This is a genomic window from Thainema salinarum CENA647, from assembly GCF_057732415.1.
In genome coordinates, this window is record NZ_JBYJZJ010000004.1 from 1 (window position 1) to 14,933 (window position 14,933).

Annotated in this window: 24 protein-coding genes; 14 read left to right on the plus strand and 10 right to left on the minus strand. The window is 58.2% G+C overall.

Annotation, left to right across the window (positions count from 1 at the left end; translation table 11 throughout):
* The 4 genes from AC286M_RS00750 to AC286M_RS00765 form a co-directional block, all read left to right on the plus strand.
* Positions 1-378, plus strand: a 378-nt coding sequence (locus tag AC286M_RS00750; protein ID WP_488202559.1) for a hypothetical protein, incomplete at its 5' end; no start/stop codon positions are given.
* Positions 379-736: 358 nt separating this feature from the next.
* Positions 737-1,108, plus strand: a complete 372-nt coding sequence (locus tag AC286M_RS00755) for a hypothetical protein (protein ID WP_488202560.1) — start codon at positions 737-739, stop codon at positions 1,106-1,108.
* Between the two features lie 25 nt (positions 1,109-1,133).
* On the plus strand, positions 1,134-1,448 hold the full coding sequence (locus tag AC286M_RS00760; protein ID WP_488202561.1) for an AAA family ATPase: 315 nt from the start codon (positions 1,134-1,136) through the stop codon (positions 1,446-1,448).
* 47 nt (positions 1,449-1,495) lie between these two features.
* Entirely contained in the window at positions 1,496-1,651 is a 156-nt protein-coding gene (locus tag AC286M_RS00765; RefSeq protein ID WP_488202562.1) for a hypothetical protein, read from the plus strand.
* A gap of 30 nt (positions 1,652-1,681) precedes the next feature.
* Here the strand turns inward: AC286M_RS00765 and AC286M_RS00770 are convergent, their stop codons facing one another.
* Entirely contained in the window at positions 1,682-1,963 is a 282-nt protein-coding gene (locus AC286M_RS00770) for a hypothetical protein (protein ID WP_488202582.1), read from the minus strand.
* On the opposite strand from AC286M_RS00770, the gene AC286M_RS00775 reads away from it, so the two are divergent.
* Together AC286M_RS00775 and AC286M_RS00780 are read left to right on the plus strand one after the other, a co-directional pair.
* Positions 1,953-2,129, plus strand: a complete 177-nt coding sequence (locus tag AC286M_RS00775; protein ID WP_488202581.1) for a TauD/TfdA family dioxygenase — start codon at positions 1,953-1,955, stop codon at positions 2,127-2,129. The genes AC286M_RS00770 and AC286M_RS00775 overlap by 11 nt on opposite strands.
* A 60-nt stretch (positions 2,130-2,189) precedes the next feature.
* Positions 2,190-3,098, plus strand: a complete 909-nt coding sequence (locus AC286M_RS00780; protein ID WP_488202563.1) for a hypothetical protein — start codon at positions 2,190-2,192, stop codon at positions 3,096-3,098.
* A gap of 44 nt (positions 3,099-3,142) precedes the next feature.
* Here the strand turns inward: AC286M_RS00780 and AC286M_RS00785 are convergent, their stop codons facing one another.
* The 5 genes from AC286M_RS00785 to AC286M_RS00805 all read right to left on the minus strand — a co-directional run bounded on the left by AC286M_RS00785 (position 3,143) and on the right by AC286M_RS00805 (position 7,098).
* Positions 3,143-4,123 carry a DUF4917 family protein gene (locus AC286M_RS00785; protein WP_488202564.1) on the minus strand — a complete coding sequence of 327 codons (981 nt, stop codon included), beginning with the start codon at positions 4,121-4,123 and terminating at the stop codon, positions 3,143-3,145.
* A gap of 339 nt (positions 4,124-4,462) precedes the next feature.
* Positions 4,463-4,882 (minus strand): hypothetical protein, encoded by a 420-nt coding sequence (locus tag AC286M_RS00790; RefSeq protein WP_488202565.1) that lies wholly within the window; start codon positions 4,880-4,882, stop codon positions 4,463-4,465.
* A 307-nt stretch (positions 4,883-5,189) separates the two neighbouring features.
* The gene (locus AC286M_RS00795; protein WP_488202566.1) at positions 5,190-6,209 is read right to left on the minus strand and encodes a recombinase family protein; all 1,020 of its coding nucleotides are present in this window, start codon (positions 6,207-6,209) and stop codon (positions 5,190-5,192) included.
* On the minus strand, positions 6,202-6,669 hold the full coding sequence (locus AC286M_RS00800; protein WP_488202567.1) for a DUF2924 domain-containing protein: 468 nt from the start codon (positions 6,667-6,669) through the stop codon (positions 6,202-6,204). Before AC286M_RS00800 ends, AC286M_RS00795 begins: the two co-directional genes overlap by 8 nt.
* Positions 6,670-6,690: 21 nt before the next feature.
* A complete protein-coding gene (locus tag AC286M_RS00805) occupies positions 6,691-7,098 on the minus strand; it encodes a DUF3489 domain-containing protein (RefSeq protein ID WP_488202568.1) in 408 nt (135 codons plus the stop codon).
* Positions 7,099-7,551: 453 nt separating this feature from the next.
* Here AC286M_RS00805 and AC286M_RS00810 point away from each other — a divergent pair, with 453 nt between their 5' ends.
* Together AC286M_RS00810 and AC286M_RS00815 are read left to right on the plus strand one after the other, a co-directional pair.
* Positions 7,552-7,848, plus strand: coding sequence for an HU family DNA-binding protein (locus AC286M_RS00810; protein WP_488202569.1), 297 nt, complete (start codon positions 7,552-7,554; stop codon positions 7,846-7,848).
* 34 nt (positions 7,849-7,882) lie between these two features.
* Positions 7,883-8,083 (plus strand): cold-shock protein, encoded by a 201-nt coding sequence (locus tag AC286M_RS00815; RefSeq protein ID WP_488202570.1) that lies wholly within the window; start codon positions 7,883-7,885, stop codon positions 8,081-8,083.
* A gap of 581 nt (positions 8,084-8,664) precedes the next feature.
* Here AC286M_RS00815 and AC286M_RS00820 read toward each other — a convergent pair.
* Positions 8,665-8,829, minus strand: coding sequence for a hypothetical protein (locus AC286M_RS00820; protein WP_488202571.1), 165 nt, complete (start codon positions 8,827-8,829; stop codon positions 8,665-8,667).
* A 37-nt stretch (positions 8,830-8,866) separates the two neighbouring features.
* On the minus strand, positions 8,867-9,145 hold the full coding sequence (locus AC286M_RS00825; protein ID WP_488202572.1) for a hypothetical protein: 279 nt from the start codon (positions 9,143-9,145) through the stop codon (positions 8,867-8,869).
* A 183-nt stretch (positions 9,146-9,328) separates the two neighbouring features.
* Here AC286M_RS00825 and AC286M_RS00830 point away from each other — a divergent pair, with 183 nt between their 5' ends.
* The 6 genes from AC286M_RS00830 (at position 9,329) to AC286M_RS00855 (ending at position 13,554) form a co-directional block, all read left to right on the plus strand.
* Positions 9,329-9,709 carry a hypothetical protein gene (locus AC286M_RS00830; RefSeq protein WP_488202573.1) on the plus strand — a complete coding sequence of 127 codons (381 nt, stop codon included), beginning with the start codon at positions 9,329-9,331 and terminating at the stop codon, positions 9,707-9,709.
* A gap of 259 nt (positions 9,710-9,968) precedes the next feature.
* Complete coding sequence (locus AC286M_RS00835) at positions 9,969-11,126, plus strand: HAD-IC family P-type ATPase (protein WP_488202574.1); 1,158 nt, start codon at positions 9,969-9,971, stop codon at positions 11,124-11,126.
* A complete protein-coding gene (locus AC286M_RS00840; protein WP_488202575.1) occupies positions 11,066-11,869 on the plus strand; it encodes an HAD-IC family P-type ATPase in 804 nt (267 codons plus the stop codon). Before AC286M_RS00835 ends, AC286M_RS00840 begins: the two co-directional genes overlap by 61 nt.
* On the plus strand, positions 11,866-12,789 hold the full coding sequence (locus tag AC286M_RS00845) for an NAD(P)/FAD-dependent oxidoreductase (RefSeq protein WP_488202576.1): 924 nt from the start codon (positions 11,866-11,868) through the stop codon (positions 12,787-12,789). Before AC286M_RS00840 ends, AC286M_RS00845 begins: the two co-directional genes overlap by 4 nt.
* A 176-nt stretch (positions 12,790-12,965) precedes the next feature.
* A complete protein-coding gene (locus AC286M_RS00850; RefSeq protein WP_488202577.1) occupies positions 12,966-13,121 on the plus strand; it encodes a hypothetical protein in 156 nt (51 codons plus the stop codon).
* A 277-nt stretch (positions 13,122-13,398) separates the two neighbouring features.
* Positions 13,399-13,554, plus strand: a complete 156-nt coding sequence (locus tag AC286M_RS00855; RefSeq protein WP_488202578.1) for a hypothetical protein — start codon at positions 13,399-13,401, stop codon at positions 13,552-13,554.
* Positions 13,555-13,557: 3 nt separating this feature from the next.
* Here the strand turns inward: AC286M_RS00855 and AC286M_RS00860 are convergent, their stop codons facing one another.
* Both AC286M_RS00860 and AC286M_RS00865 read right to left on the minus strand, forming a co-directional pair.
* Complete coding sequence (locus AC286M_RS00860) at positions 13,558-13,803, minus strand: hypothetical protein (protein ID WP_488202579.1); 246 nt, start codon at positions 13,801-13,803, stop codon at positions 13,558-13,560.
* 648 nt (positions 13,804-14,451) lie between these two features.
* Entirely contained in the window at positions 14,452-14,772 is a 321-nt protein-coding gene (locus tag AC286M_RS00865) for a hypothetical protein (RefSeq protein ID WP_488202580.1), read from the minus strand.
* Positions 14,773-14,933 lie beyond the last annotated feature (161 nt).

A 14,933-nucleotide genomic window follows, 5' to 3' on the forward strand; every position in this document is an offset into this window, starting at 1 on the left:
AATCGTTGTGTCGATCCCTTCAGCGGTAGCGGGACTACGGCAGTGACCTGTCGGATGCTCGGCTTGAAGTCAGTTAGTGTTGAGGTAAATCCCTTTCTGGCCGACCTTATTCGAGCAAAGCTGATGCCGCTTTCGGCTGCTGATTTTTGCGCGAGGTACGAACGACTTATAAATACTCTGACGCCTCGCAAGATTGATGATGCTGCAATCCCCGGCATGCCATTAACGCTGAAGAAACCAGGCGTAAACGGCAAGTTTGTTTTTAGCTCCGACGTGTACCGCACTGCTCGCGCTATCTTGCGTCGATCGAGATCGATGGAAGAAGATCAGGCTAGGTTATTACGGGTGCTTCTCGGGAGCGTCCTCGTCCCGAAATAGCAACGTGACAATCAACGGCAAAGGGAGGCAGTATAGAAAGACTAGAGCGCGTGTGCAGAAATCCGGTGCTGATCTCATTGCAAGCCTAGATGAGGCCGTAGATGAAGCAGCAGCAGACCTTACAAGATTTTCCGGTCTCCCCAAAGGTGCACATCGGGTACTGCGTGGGGACGCTCGTACAGAACTGTCGCGTGTGACGGAAGCTGACGTCGCGATATCTTCTCCACCGTATTCCCAACTCCTTCGATTACACGGACGTCTGCAATCTCGAACTCTGGATGTTCCAGGCTGTCCGAGTTCGATCTGAACACAATACTGCCTTGCGGCAGCAAACCTTTCGTTCGCACGTACAGATCAAGTGGAAGACGACGACGCGGCTCGCTTCGTCAGAACGAGCATCGAAGCCGTTGTTGTGGCTCTGTCGCGCAAGCGGGGCGAGCTATGGAACAGAAATATCCCGGAGATGATCAGATTTTACTTCGATGATCTATGCATGGTCTTTCGGCATCTTGGTCGTATCCTCAAGCTCGGACACCATGTGGTTGTGGCAATTGGAGACAGTCAGTATGCTGGCGTCCATATCGACGTGGGTGGGATCTTGGTCGAGTGTGCAGCCCCGTTGGGCTTTCGCTTGACGAAAAAGGGCAAAATTCGATCAATGCGAAATAGCTCGCAGCACGGAGGAACTTTTGAACTTTCAGAGCACTGTCTGGTCTTCGAGCGCGTCTGAGGCTGCAGTGTGAAGGATATCAAACGTGGCCACTGAAGCGCCTGCGAGGAAATTCGCGCTCCCGACCATTTGCCGGGTCGCCCTCGAGAATTTCGATTTGTATTCGCTGCAGCCAAACGTCGAGATTTGCGTTGAACGCAATGTGTTCTGCCTGATTGGCGCCAACGGACTTGGAAAATCGACCTTCCTCAATACACTCAATTTTGGGATCACGGGCGCCGTGCCTGATCCCAATCGCAAATTTCAGTCGGCGCCGGATTATTATGAGGACGCCTCGCGTTCCAATCGGACTGAAGACTATTTCGGTGGGCGTATATCCGACCTTTCGGCACGTGCATGATTGATTGGTTCTCATCTCTCCCGAACGCACGTTACGCACCCTCGGAGATGGCGCGTCGAGCATTTATCGCTACTGGCTGGCTGCAGGTTTCCATAGGCGAGCGGTGTGATCCCGCCAAAATTGCCGACATGGCGCGCCGTTCGCTGGGTAATGCCATGCCTGGTCGCCGAGGTGAGGCGATGGAAGAGCCTGACACTCTCTGATGCGGGCGAGGCCGCCGCGCCGACAGTCTTCTAGCGCAAATTCGTGGCGTGTCGAGCTTTCCTTTGCACACTGACGGCGCCCACTTGGCCGAGCCGCCGCGCTTCATTGTTCTGGCTTGTGCGGATCCCGGCTTGTCCCCCGTGCCAACAGTGCTCGTCCGCTTTCAGGACCTGGAAATTGGAAGCCACGCGGGAAAGTATCTTGTCCGCGATGGTCGGAAATCGTTTTATTCGAGCGTATGCGATGGGGCGCGGCCATTTGTGCGGTTTGATCAGGGATGCATGGAAGCTATCGATAATGATGCGCGGCATCGTTGCTAATGCAATTATCCGCCGCGGAGCAGGGAAGCTGACGGCTATTCACTGGCGGGCGGGCGATGTGCTGGTTATTGACAACTGGCGAGTGCTGCATGGGCGCGGACTGGCGAAGACAGCGGCATCTCCTACCAGGCTGATGCTGCGTGTGAGCGTCCGATGAAGAACGAGAAATCATCCGCACTGCAGAAGCAGACTTGCGCCTGCATTATCATTCGATGCGTTGCTCGGAAAGTCCAAGGTCTATATTGGGCGGGCGCTGGCGGCCAAAGGCCGAAAATGGATGGGGGAATACCAGCTTTGGGCGTCTTTGGCGCTGGAGCTTGTCGGCAAAGCTGCGCTGGCGTCGGTTCACCCGTGTTCTGGTAGCCGATCCACAAAGTTATGTGTCCATATTTGCTGCTGCGGGGATGAATGTCGGCGCGAGATGTCTGAGACAATCATTGCGAAGACTTTGTTTGAACGCTTGACGCATATCACGAAGCGGTTTGACAAGAAGACGCAGGAATTTTGTGAGAACATGAGCTTGAAGCGCAACGCCGAGCTTCATTCGGGCGAAGCGCCGTTCGAGGCGTCGCTTCCAGCGTCCTGTGGGAAGGACGTTTTCTGGCACACGGCTGAAATTATTCTCGAGACATGCGGCCACACCATTGAATCATGGTTGGGTGCAGAAGCCAAGCGAAAGTCACCAAGGAAGCTGCTTGAAGAATATGTCCATGCCCTAGAAGAGGCAGCGAAAGTTCGGGTGGAGACCGCGGCGGAAAAATTCGCGAGCTGGCCCAAGAAGGTTCGCGAGGAGGCGCATGCAAAAGCGGCCGCGTTATCCAAATGGGACATGCACCGCAGTTTCCGTCTGGTCGCTGATGAAATCTGGGAGACAGAATGCCCAGCCTGCAAGGCCAAGGCATTTCTCGCGGGTACCAAATACAACGAGGAGGCTTCCGAGGAAGAAAGCAATGATTACGAAGAAGAGATGGTCGATGTTTTCTATATTGCGGAAGAATTCGAGTGCCCGTCGTGCCATCTGCATCTGGACAACCGTGATGCCATAGCTGCTGCTGGAATTGACGTAGATCATACCGAAACCGAGACGCGTCAGCGCGAGTATGAGCCTGACTATGGCAATGACTGACGCCGCCGCGCTGCTAATCTCGGCTGTTGGTTTCCTCGGACACGTCACTTTTTGGGTTGTCTATCCCAGATATGCGCGCTTTCCGCATCGACGAAGGTGTAATCGACCTCGGAATTATTTCGCTTCTTGTAGCGCGCAAGCTCTCCGTCAATCTCCTCAATCTTCGCCGTGGGTTTGTGTAGGCAGAAATAGAGATGCTCAATCTCGGAATTGAATAATGCGTCATAAACATGGGCATCATTTGGGTCCGCCGAATGCCCGTAGACAAAGAAATTACCCGAACTTTCGCCGAGCTGGTCATGGCAATGACGCAGATACGGAATGGAATTGATGCGGGCAAGCTTGGCGGTGGACGTGCCTTCGGCGACATAGATCGGGAGGCGCTTGTCCTGCGTGATTGTCCGGGCGATCGCATCAATGATCCCGTTTTCGCCCATCAGCCTTTTTTCTACGTCACCGACGGAAGTTTGAAATAGATGCAGTCCGCCGTGGAGATTATAGACGTTACAGTTGGCTTCTGGGTGGAACGGTCCGCGGAAGCCGTTCTCTTCGGCGCCGAGGCCAAAGCCGTCGCTGAACGGACAATCCTTATCTAGGACAACCCAGTACAGCAGCAGATCGTAGTTGAAAGTGAAGACTGTTGCGAAGTCCTTGAGGAAATCGATGCAGCTTGGAATAACATCAGCGATGTCTTCCCGATGTCCAGGATGAGTATTCCTTACGGCCTTCACGAGAGCTTGACGAACCCGATCCGCGTCCGCGACGAGTTGCGCGGAGTGTTTGTCGTTCTTGTAGGCGTGCGCGACGACGGCGGCATGCTCAAGTGCGTGAACAACTCTTTCGAAATCGACGGTATCCAACGCCTTGAAGAGGGCCAAGGCCGGATCGTCTTCCTTTAAGCCCGCCGCAGCGAGCAGTGAGCCGTAGCTGAAATACTTGATTGAAAAGCCGTTTCCGATGAGCAGCGTTCTCTCGCTGTCCTCGGTGCGCTTGAGCGCTTCCTCGTAAGGGACAACATCAGGCATACAGTTCTGCCTTTTTTGGGATGGTCAGCGCCATGAAATCTTGCCGCGGCGGACGGATGGCGACGCGTGTTGGATGAAGCTTCTACACTGCTATCGGATAGCCTCCACCTATTTTCCGACCTAGGGAGTATCGATAATAATAATTGGGGAGCCAACCAGACCTGCATTGCAGTGCGTGTGGTGCGACGATAGCCGCGTTCATCAAAAGAAATAACAGCATGAAAAATTACAAAAACCAATGAAAGTTTACGACCGAATTTCCGTTCAAAAAGGCGGCATCGTGTTGCGATGCGATGACGATTTGTTCGAAGGGGCGGGACGGTGCTGCTATCCTCCATTTTACCATCTCTCAGCGAAACCCAGCAAGGCGCGTTGCGCCGGCCAATCGGCGGGTAACTTCGCCATAAGCCGCATCAATCGTTTGGTGCTAAGCTGCGGTGGCTGCCGGCCATTGACGATTGCGGTGACGATTTCGGGGGCGAGCCAGCGCAGGCGAAGGACGACATATAGATAGTTCGATGTAATCTGTTCTTGGCAGGCAATTTCGCGAACCGTAAGAGATGGGTCATTGCAAAGCCGCCTCTGAACGTCATAGGCGCGGGCGAGGACTCGCAGAAGTCCCATGTCGGGCTCCCTATTGTCATCCGTATCTTCGACCAGCAGTTTCATTTGCTCGCCTACACGAGTCAGTTGGACGGGGGTTGTCAGCGTCAGGACGGGGTCGGATGGGCCAATCGCATGGGCACATGGCAGTTCCATATGATTTGAATCGAGCAGTGTAGTCAGTCGAGCTAGCGAGATATCGATGTTGACGCTCGTGGCTTCGATTTCCACTCGGGGAACCAGTGACTGGACAAATGGTCGATGTTTCTCCGGCGCCTGACCCAGTTCCTTTGCGAACTGGTGCCCTCGCGCGATCAAATGTCGATGTCCGATCCGGTCGCGATCTCTCTCGTCAATGGCACCGAGCAGTTCTCCGCGGTTGGATAGGAATTTGCGGATCCGCTCAATAACAACATTTTCGACGTCGCCGGCAGGGATACGTCGGCGCGTGGAATGGGCATTCCTACTGCCTTTCACGAGGGAGGTCAGACACATAATAGCGATATCGCGTGCCCTTCTTGATCGACCAGGTTGGCGTGAGCCGTTCTCCGGCCTCGTCGAAGAGTAGGCCGGTCAGCAAGCTTGGCGCCCTGGTGTTGACGCCGGCCGCCCGTTCGACGCGGTTCTCTGCTAGCACAGTCTGAACGGCGTCCCAGAGCGGCTTGTCTATGATTGCCGCATGTTCGCCCGGGTAGGCATTGCCCTTGTGCTTTGCATCGCCGCGATAGGTCTGGTTCTGAAGCAGAAGATAAAGTGCTCCCTGCGAAAAGCTCTGGTTGCCGCGCACGGTGCCGTCGTGCCGGACACGGCGTTTGCTTTTGATGCCTGTGGCGTCAAGCTCCGCTTGAAGAGCCCGGACCGATTTGAGCCGAAGGTAGCGCCGGTAAATATCCACGACCGTCCGCGCCTCGGCTTTATTCACGACAAGCTTGCGGTCTTTCACGTCGTAGCCGAGCGGGACGATACCTCCCATCCAGATGCCCTTTTTTCTGGAGGCGGCGACCTTGTCGCGAACCCGTTCCCCGATCAGTTCCCGCTCGAACTGAGCGAAGGATAGCAGGATGTTTAATGTCAGCCGCCCCATGCTGGTGGTAGTATTGAATTGTTGAGTAATCGAGACAAACGAGACGCCACGGCGGTCGAAAACTTCGACCAGTTTGGCGAAATCCGAGAGCGCGCGGGTCAGTCGGTCGACTTTATAGACCACGACCACATCGATCCGCCCGGCCTCAATGTCCGCCAGCAGCCGTTTCAGGGCAGGCCGCTCCAGCGAACCACCGGAATATCCGCCGTCGTCATATGTGGTCGGAAGGAGTGTCCAGCCCTCGTGCTTTTGCGACTGCACAAAGGCGGCACAGGCCTCGCGTTGGGCATCGAGAGAGTTGAAGTCCTGTTCCAAACCCTCTTCCGTGGATTTGCGGGTGTAAACGGCGCAGCGGGATCGTTTGACGGGCCGGCGCAAAGACTGGCGGGCGTCAGCCATTGTCGCCTCCGCTTACCGGTTTCGTTCCCTTTGCATGAAGACCGAAGAAGCGAGGCCCGGACCAATGAGATCCTGTGATCTCTTTGGCGATTTGGGAGAGGGACGAATAGGTCGTTCCGCCATACTCGAACCCATTCTCGGTGACGGTCACAGTATGGGTGCGACCGTGCCATTGGCGGATAAGGCGGGCACCGGGTTTCAAAGCGAGATTTGGCGAAGGCCCAACTCGCCCTGTTGTCCGCAAGGTCTGGGCCAGTGTCTGCAGCTTGCGCAGTGTCGCCTTGCCGAGTCCGCCGTGATCCATTTCCTGGCGCCGGTAGGCGATACCGAGGACCAAGAAGATCTTGACTGAGCTTGGGTGGCTCGCTCTTATAAAGACGTCGCCATTCGCGACGCAGATCGTCCAGGCTCTCGCGTGCCTGAACGACCTGCGATGGTTGCGAGGCCGGCGTCGTCGCATGGACGGTTCGCCGAGCCATGGTCACGCCGCTCGACGGTTAGGTTTCGTGGCTTTAGACTTGGGTTTATCCGGAGTCTTAGGTTTATCCGGCTTGTTCGGGGCAATCCGGTACACCCGATCTTGATCTTTGGCCTTCTGCGATTCTAGTGGCAGACCTAGCTTCTTGCGCACAATGCCGGCTAAGAAGCCGCGCACAGAATGCTGCTGCCAACTTGTCGCCTTCATGATCGCCGCAATCGTTGCGCCCTCCGGTTGGCGCAACATCTCTATAACATCAGACTGCTTGGAATTCGCACGCTGCTTTGACGAGATCGCCTCATTTGGGGCGGTAGCTTTGCTTGGCGTCTTCGGGGCCGGCACCCCCTGCTTGGTTTTGGGGGTCGCTATACACTTGTTCATCTTGAACTCCTCTTGCCGATGAACGGTCATGCCGTCACCACCGAAGCCCCGCGAATGCCCGAAGGCGAAGACGGGGCGAGGAGTTCATGCATCGGACGTCAGGCCTAATGCATCCGATCAATCATGCTGGCAGAATCCTGAAGGCGTATTCAGTCATACTGAACTCCTCGACGTGGTGCGCATTTCGATGATCTCTTTATATTGCGGATACGGCGGCCCTGGCGATACCGGCAGTGTGGTCCAGCTTTTGCGCATCTCTCGGCCATAGAAACCCAGTCCATCGATAGTCTCTTGGTCACCACACACGCTCTGTCCCGAAGCGAAGTCGAGCGAATAGTGAGCAATCTTGTGGCTCATTTCAACAATGGCGGATCACTTTCGGAAACCCCGATCACGAGCCTAGCTCCGGCAAAAACCGCCGCGCATCCTAGACAGGCGGAGCCGTTCCCGAGTAGACGGCATCCCCTTTGGAAAGGAACCATCATGGCCAAGATGTCTAAAACCCAACTGATTGATGCAGTCGCGGAAGTCAGCCAGTTGCAAAAGAACGATGTTAAAACGTTGCTCGAAGCCCTCACTGAGGTTGGTTACAAGGAATTGAGGAGATCTGGGGAGTTTACGCTCCCGGGTTTCGCGAAGTTTTCGGTTGTCAACAAGCCCGCGACAGAGGCGCGTACCGGCATCAATCCATTTACGAAAGAGCCGATGGAATTCCAGGCGAAGCCCGCAAGCAAAACCGTGAAGGCGGCTCCCTTGAAGGTCGCAAAAGACGCCGTCTGATATTAGACTGCAGTGTTTGTTCAAGGAGGGCCGTATGCCAAGTGGTAGAGTTAAGTGGTTCAACGGGACCAAGGGTTTCGGGTTCATTCAGCCAGATGACGGCGGCAAGGATGTATTTGTGCACGTTTCTGCGGTGGAAAAGGCTGGGATGAGAGGACTGAACGAAGGTCAGAAGGTCCAATACGACATCGTCGCCAGTCGCGGCAAAGAGTCTGCGGAAAACCTCAGGGGCTGATCCGAGAAGCCCGACTTAGACCGGCTTCTAATATTTCAAAGAGCGGCGCGGACGGAGCGCACCGAGATCTCCACTGATTGCGGCGTTCCAAGCGGTATCGGTTTGCTTGCCGGGTTGGAGGTTGAGCGCAGTGGTCCCCTATCACACGTGACTGAATCTCGCGGCTGTGGGGATTGCCAGGGTAAGCCGATGGTCACTCGCAATGAACGCTTGGCTGAGTTCAAAACGGAAGGCTCGCCGCTCGCCGGCAAGACTATGGAAGTGTTATGTGAGGACAAGTCCGGTACGTAGCCGCGCGGCCTTCTGTTGCGTCATCCGTTCCAGAATTTTCTGACCGCACGCGTCGTGTTCTTCCGCAGCCGGCATCCGATCCCTGGCGGTCCTAACCGACGAGGTTGGGGAGATTCATGGATACTGTCGAAGTGTTCGCTTTTTGTTCTATCAGATGCAAACTGGCTTTCCAAGGGGGATTGTCGAACAAGCGAACTCCGGGCTCAACATCTTGCAGCCCCGAAGCCGGAACGGCTGTTGAGCCCACCTGAGGCTTTGCCTCCGAGGAACAAAGACAAAGGAAAAGCCAGTCAGGCGGTGAGGTGGCCGCACCGCTTCATGAACCACGTCCAGGCGAAACCGAAAGCCAGCCCCATTACGCCGAAAATGGCGATGTTAACGGGGGCTGCGCTCCGCCAGACCATGAATCCGGCCCAGAAGACGGCCATACAGACAGAGATGAGGATGATTTTCATTCGCGCCTCCTGACTGTTTGTCGGAGGCGGACTGAATTCAGGTTCGAATGTCTGAAAGCTTCACATACCAGTCCGCGTACGGCGTGGCCTTCACAAGATACCGATTGAAGTCCGGCCCCTTCCACCAGGCGGGGCCACGCTCCCCCAGAGATCGTTTGGCCTTATCGACCCCATCTCGATCACGCTCTCGTCTGGCCCTCATCAAATCGCGAACGAGCTTTTGTCGCTTGGTCTCGGAAAGGTTAGGGTTGGTCGTCCGCCACAGCCGACCTCGCACAACGAAATATCTTCCATCTGGGGTGACCGGGTATTGCATGATGCGGATAACGTCTGCGGTTATCCGGGGTTTCCCTGTGCAATGCGCGACCGGTTTCGTCCGAAGTTATACAATGACTTTGCACGCCATTTCACTTAAGCGATACGAAACGCTCCGTAGGCTTTGGCCACTTCCATCTCGCGATGCGCCCGCGGAAACCAAGACGGGTGCGGAGAAGGCTTGATGACCGACAAGCTCGAACTCGATATTCCCGTCCTTCTACCCGAGGTGCCCGACGCGGCCGATGCCTGTGTCGGCCGCCTCGTCTCGACGCTGAGCGCGAAACCCGGTGTCGAGCGCGTGCATGTCCTCGCCGCCGATGGCGACGCGCCGCCAAAGCTCTGCATCCATTTCGATAGCGGGGCGCTGCCGCTGCCGCGCGTGCGGGAGATGGTGCGCGCGGCCGGCGCAGAGATCAGCGGGCGACATGGCCATGCAACATGGCAGGTCGAGGGCATCGGCCACGAACGCCGCGCCCGCACCGTCAGCGAAACCCTGTGCCGGGTGCCAGGCGTGCTGCAGGCCGACGCCAGCGCCTCGGGCAGTCGTCCGCGTCGAATATGACACGGAGCACGTCAACGAGGCGACGATCGTCGCGGCTCTGGGCAAGCTCAAGGTCAAGCTCGGGAAGCGGACCGGCTCGGGTCATGAAGACGATCACGCCGGACACGATCACGGCCTCCGCAAACATGCCGGGCACTATCACGAGCCTGGTGGCCATTCCCGCACGGAAAAGCATGAGCCGGGTGATGGACACGATCACGCGCACGCGCACTTCCTTGGCCCCAACACCGAGCTCATTTTCGCACTGACCTGCGGTGCATTGCTTGCGATCGGCTTCGCTATCGAAAGGCTGGTTGCGGGCGCGCCGGACTGGCTGCCGACCACCCTATATGTCGGCGCCTATGTTTTCGGCGGCTTCTTCACGCTGCGCGAGGCGATCGACAATCTGAAGCTCAGGAAGTTCGAGATCGACACGCTGATGCTCGTCGCGGCCGCCGGCGCCGCGGCGCTGGGCGCCTGGGCGGAAGGTGCGCTGCTGCTGTTCCTGTTCAGCCTCGGCCATGCGCTCGAGCATTATGCGATGGGACGCGCCAAGCGCGCGATCGAAGCGCTGGCCGAACTCGCGCCCGACAAAGCGACGGTACGCCGTGACGGCCAGACCACGGAGATTCCCGTCGAGGAGCTGGTGGTCGGCGATGTCGCGATCATCCGCCCCAACGAACGCCTGCCCGCAGATGGCTTTGTCATCAACGGGTCGAGCGCGATCAACCAGGCCCCCGTCACCGGCGAGAGCATCCCCGTCGACAAGGAACCGGTCGCCGATGTTGGGGCGGCGCGCGCGAAGCCCGATGCGGTCCAGGCCACGTCGCGGGTCTTCGCCGGCACGATCAATGGCGGTGGCGCGATCGAGATCGAGGTGACGCGGCGTTCCAACGAAACCGCGCTCGCCAAGGTCGTGAAGATGGTGAGCGAGGCCGAGACGCAGAAGTCGCCCACGCAGCGCTTCACCGATCGATTTGAGCGCGTCTTCGTGCCCGCGGTGCTGGCCCTCTCGTTCATCCTCCTCTTCGCCTGGGTGGTGGTCGACGAGCCGTTCCGCGACAGTTTCTATCGCGCGATGGCGGTGCTGGTCGCCGCCAGCCCGTGCGCGCTGGCGATTGCCACCCCCAGCGCGGTCCTGTCGGGGGTCGCGCGGGCCGCTCGCGGCGGGGTGCTGGTGAAGGGCGGTGCGCCGCTTGAAAACCTCGGCTCGCTGAAGGCGATCGCGTTCGACAAGACCGGCACGCTGACCGAAGGTCGACCGCGCATCACCGATGTCGTGCCCGTCAACGGCGCAAGCGAGGAGGATACTGTTCACTCTCGCCGTCGCGGTCGAAGCTTTGAGCGATCACCCGCTGGCACAGGCGATCGTCAAGGATGGGCGCGAGCGCCTGGGCGGTCGGGAGCTGCCGAGCGCGACCGATCTCGAAGAGCCTGACCGGACGTGGCGTCACCGCGACCTTCGATGGCGAGACCGTGTGGATCGGCAAGGCCGAGATGTTCGGCGTGGAGGGTATCCCTACGCTGAACGCCGCGGCGACCGATGCCATAGCTACCCTGCGGGAGGGTGGCCGTACGACGATGGTTGTGCGCAAGGGCGACCGGGACATCGGCGCGATCGGCCTGATGGACACGCCGCGCGAGGCGGCCAAGGTTGCGCTCAAGCGTCTCCGCGACATGGGCATCACCCGTATGATCATGATCTCGGGCGATCATCAGAAGGTTGCCGACGCCATCGCCAAGGAGGTCGGGCTCGACGAGGCATGGGGCGATCTGATGCCGGAGGACAAGGTCGCCTCGATCAAGAAGCTCGCCGGCGAGGATAAGGTCGCGATGGTCGGCGATGGCGTCAACGACGCGCCGGCGATGGCGTCGGCGACGGTCGGCATCGCAATGGGCGCAGCCGGATCGGACGTTGCACTGGAGACCGCAGACGTCGCGCTAATGGCCGACGATCTCGCGCATCTGCCGTTCGCGGTGGGCTTGAGCCGCCACACCCGCGGCATCATCCGGCAGAATGTGTTTGTCAGCCTCGGCGTTGTGGCGTTCCTGGTGCCCGCGACGACCCTTGGCCTCGGCATCGGTCCTGCGGTGGCGATGCACGAAGGCTCGACGCTGCTGGTCGTCTTCAACGCCCTTCGCCTACTCGCCTACCGCGATCCGGCAACACAAGCGTCATGACGGCGGATCGCTACGACGCATTGATCGTCGGCGGCGGACCGGCGGGCCTGACGGCCGCGATCTATCTTGCCCGCTATCACCGCCGCGTCGTCGTGGTCGACGACGGGCACAGCCGCGCAAAATGGATACCACTCTCCCATAATCACGCCGGATTTCCGGACGGGATCGCGGGCGACGAGCTACTGCGGCGGATGCGCGAACAGGCGGAACGATACGGCGCCACGATCCTGACGGACCGCATCGAAACGGTCAGAGGCAACGCCGATTCACTTGAAGCGCGAGGGTCCGCCGTGACGATCTGGGCGCGCACCATTCTGATCGCAACTGGTGTCGAGAATCGCCGTCCTGCGCTCGATGCGGACACGCATCGGGACGCCCTTCAGCGGGGAATGCTGCGCTATTGCCCGATCTGCGATGCTCACGAGGCGACCGGGCAGGCGATCGGGGTGATCGGCGCGAATACGCACGGCGTTGCCGAGGCGCTGTTCCTGCGCACGTTCTCGGACCGGATCACGCTTGTCGCGCAAGAGGCGATCGACCTTGATGCCGACGATCGCGCGGCACTCGCAACGGCCGGGATAGCGGTTGCACCGAGCCCCCTGGCCCGGATGGACTTTTCGAGCGATCTGGTCTCGCTCCACCTGACCGACAACAGCGAGTTGCACTTCGACACGATCTATCCTGCGCTCGGGTCGGACAGCAACAACGAGCTCGCGCGGCAGCTCGGCCTCGAGCTGAGCGACGATCGCTGCATCGTCGTCGATGCCAAGCAGCGTACCAGCGTCGCCGGCGTCTACGCGGCCGGCGATATCGTCATGTCGCTCGATCAGATCAGTGTCGCGATGGGCCACGCGGCGATAGCGGCGACGGCTCTCCATAATGACCTCCGCAACCGCGACGGCGAAGGTACTGCGGCATGAAATGCTGGACGCTTGCGGAAAGAAAGCGGCCTTGACGGCCGAGGGGGCGGCAACGCTTTGTCGTCTGCTGGCTGTAGCCGATGTCGCGGTCATCTCGGGCGGTGACTGGCGTCGAGTCCGACCGGCAAGTCGCCTCGCGCCTGCCGGTTGACGCCGCGCGCGAGAGGCAGTGGCTGATGCCGACCACCGGCACGAAGCTCTACCGCTTCGTCGACGATGCGTGGCGCACGATCTATGCCGAACTGTTCGACGCCGCGGAAAAGGCGAGCATCCGGGCGGCGTTCGACCGTGCGCCGTCGGAATTGGGGGCTCGCTCACTAGGAGAGAGCTGATCGAGGATCGGGGAAGGCAGATTGCCTTTTCCGGCCTGAGCCAGGACGCGACTCTAGAAGTGGAAGAACGATAGGACCGGATTGCGCCGAGCGGCACCGGAGATCCAGAAGACGCTTCGGACGGCTGTACCAGTCGAGCACGACAGCCAGATAGACGAAGCCGCATGCCATCGGTATGTAAGTGATGTGCATCGCCCACGAGGCGCGCCGCTGGGGAGTCTTTAGCAAGCGTCACGCGACAGCGGGTACAGAAATCGCTCAGCAGAACTGGCAATGAGTGGTTTCAACGGACGAATCGTCGGTCGTCGATGAGGCTACAATAACCGCGAAGCAACGGGCTGTGCGCATGGGCACCATGAACGATCCCGGTGACCACCAAGATCGCGGACATGAACGCGGTGAGCCATCCGCGCATGGGCGGGTTAAGTCCTAGTGACTAAGTTCCTATCCATGCCAGCGCAAAAACGGGGGAATCGACATGGTCGTCATACTTGGCATTTGGAAACGAAAGCAGCTCGTGAAGATAGACGGCAAGAGCAAAAACAGTCGAGTCAACTTGGTCATCGTGCTTGGAATTTGGAAAGGAAATCAACTCCTTTAAATATGGGTCGAGCCAGTCAGCCGCTTTTGGAAACAGAACAAAACAACCTTCGATTTTTGCGGCCTGTGACCGCAAGCACATGATTTTATCACCATCCAGAGAACCCGCGGGTGTTCCGCGATGGTGTCAGCGCGGCGTTGATCGGGGACGTCGGCCTGCCAGTTCACATGCCCGAATTGCTCTGAAATGCGAGCGCCGACAGATTGCACGAATTCTCGGATGCGGGGCAGCGGTAAGACACGAGGGTCGTAGTGTATGCAAAGCTGAGCGCGCGCCTTGACCCGACATTCGGATGTGGGCGGATTCAACGCCCTCCCGTTTTGAGACTTGGCTGATCAGCCTCGACGCATGCGTCTGCAGTGGAGGTCACGTTAGGCAAAACCAGCGTAATTTCCAATCTCAGTTTCCTAATCATGATGCTTCGCATCCTAGGCGGTAACTCTGGTGATAACGGCGGCCGCGAACAAATATCTCCGGGGTCCGCAAACGACCGGTTCTTATTGCAGCGCGCCGCAGCTAGTCCGCCAGGAGTGGTACTATTTCAAATCGCCCCGGCAATCTTCAGTATGATTGCTAATGCTATAGACGCTGCGAATACGCGGAACATCCAAATGAGGATTACGTTCGGAATGTCTCGGCTATTTTCCATTACGAATCTCGCGTCGAGCCATAGCTCGAAAGGGCGCTCACCGATCAGCCGCTTCGCTTTAACATTTGCGTCACGTCCCGTTAAGTCTCTTTCAGCATTACGTATAGGCGCTCCACACCGTCTGCGAAGTCACTTTTGGGCTGCTTCGCACAGAACGCCCGCATGAACTCGGCTTGGGCGCCTAGAGGGAAAGTGTGAGGTGTCAAATCGATGCCATCGTCCACACCGACAGGTCGACCAACCATGATTCCGCTCATATACCCCTGCATCCACGCAAGGTAGTTCTTTTCCGCATCGGGATCTGACGCTATCTCGGTTGTAAAGTGCGCGCAGCTTGTCGCGCCGATGCCGACTATCTTCACCGGTACTTTGTTTTGGGCGGCGACTTGTACGGCGGCCATCACAATTCCCGCGCTGAGAAGCAAAGTTGGACGATAGTGCTCTTCGGTATTTTCATTTGGTCATCGCCTATGGGATGGCTTCTTTAGTCCGAGGTCATCGTAAACTTGCCCGAGGTTCCTAGGTGCTGATGAGTTCTCGTAACAGGACGCAATTAACCTTC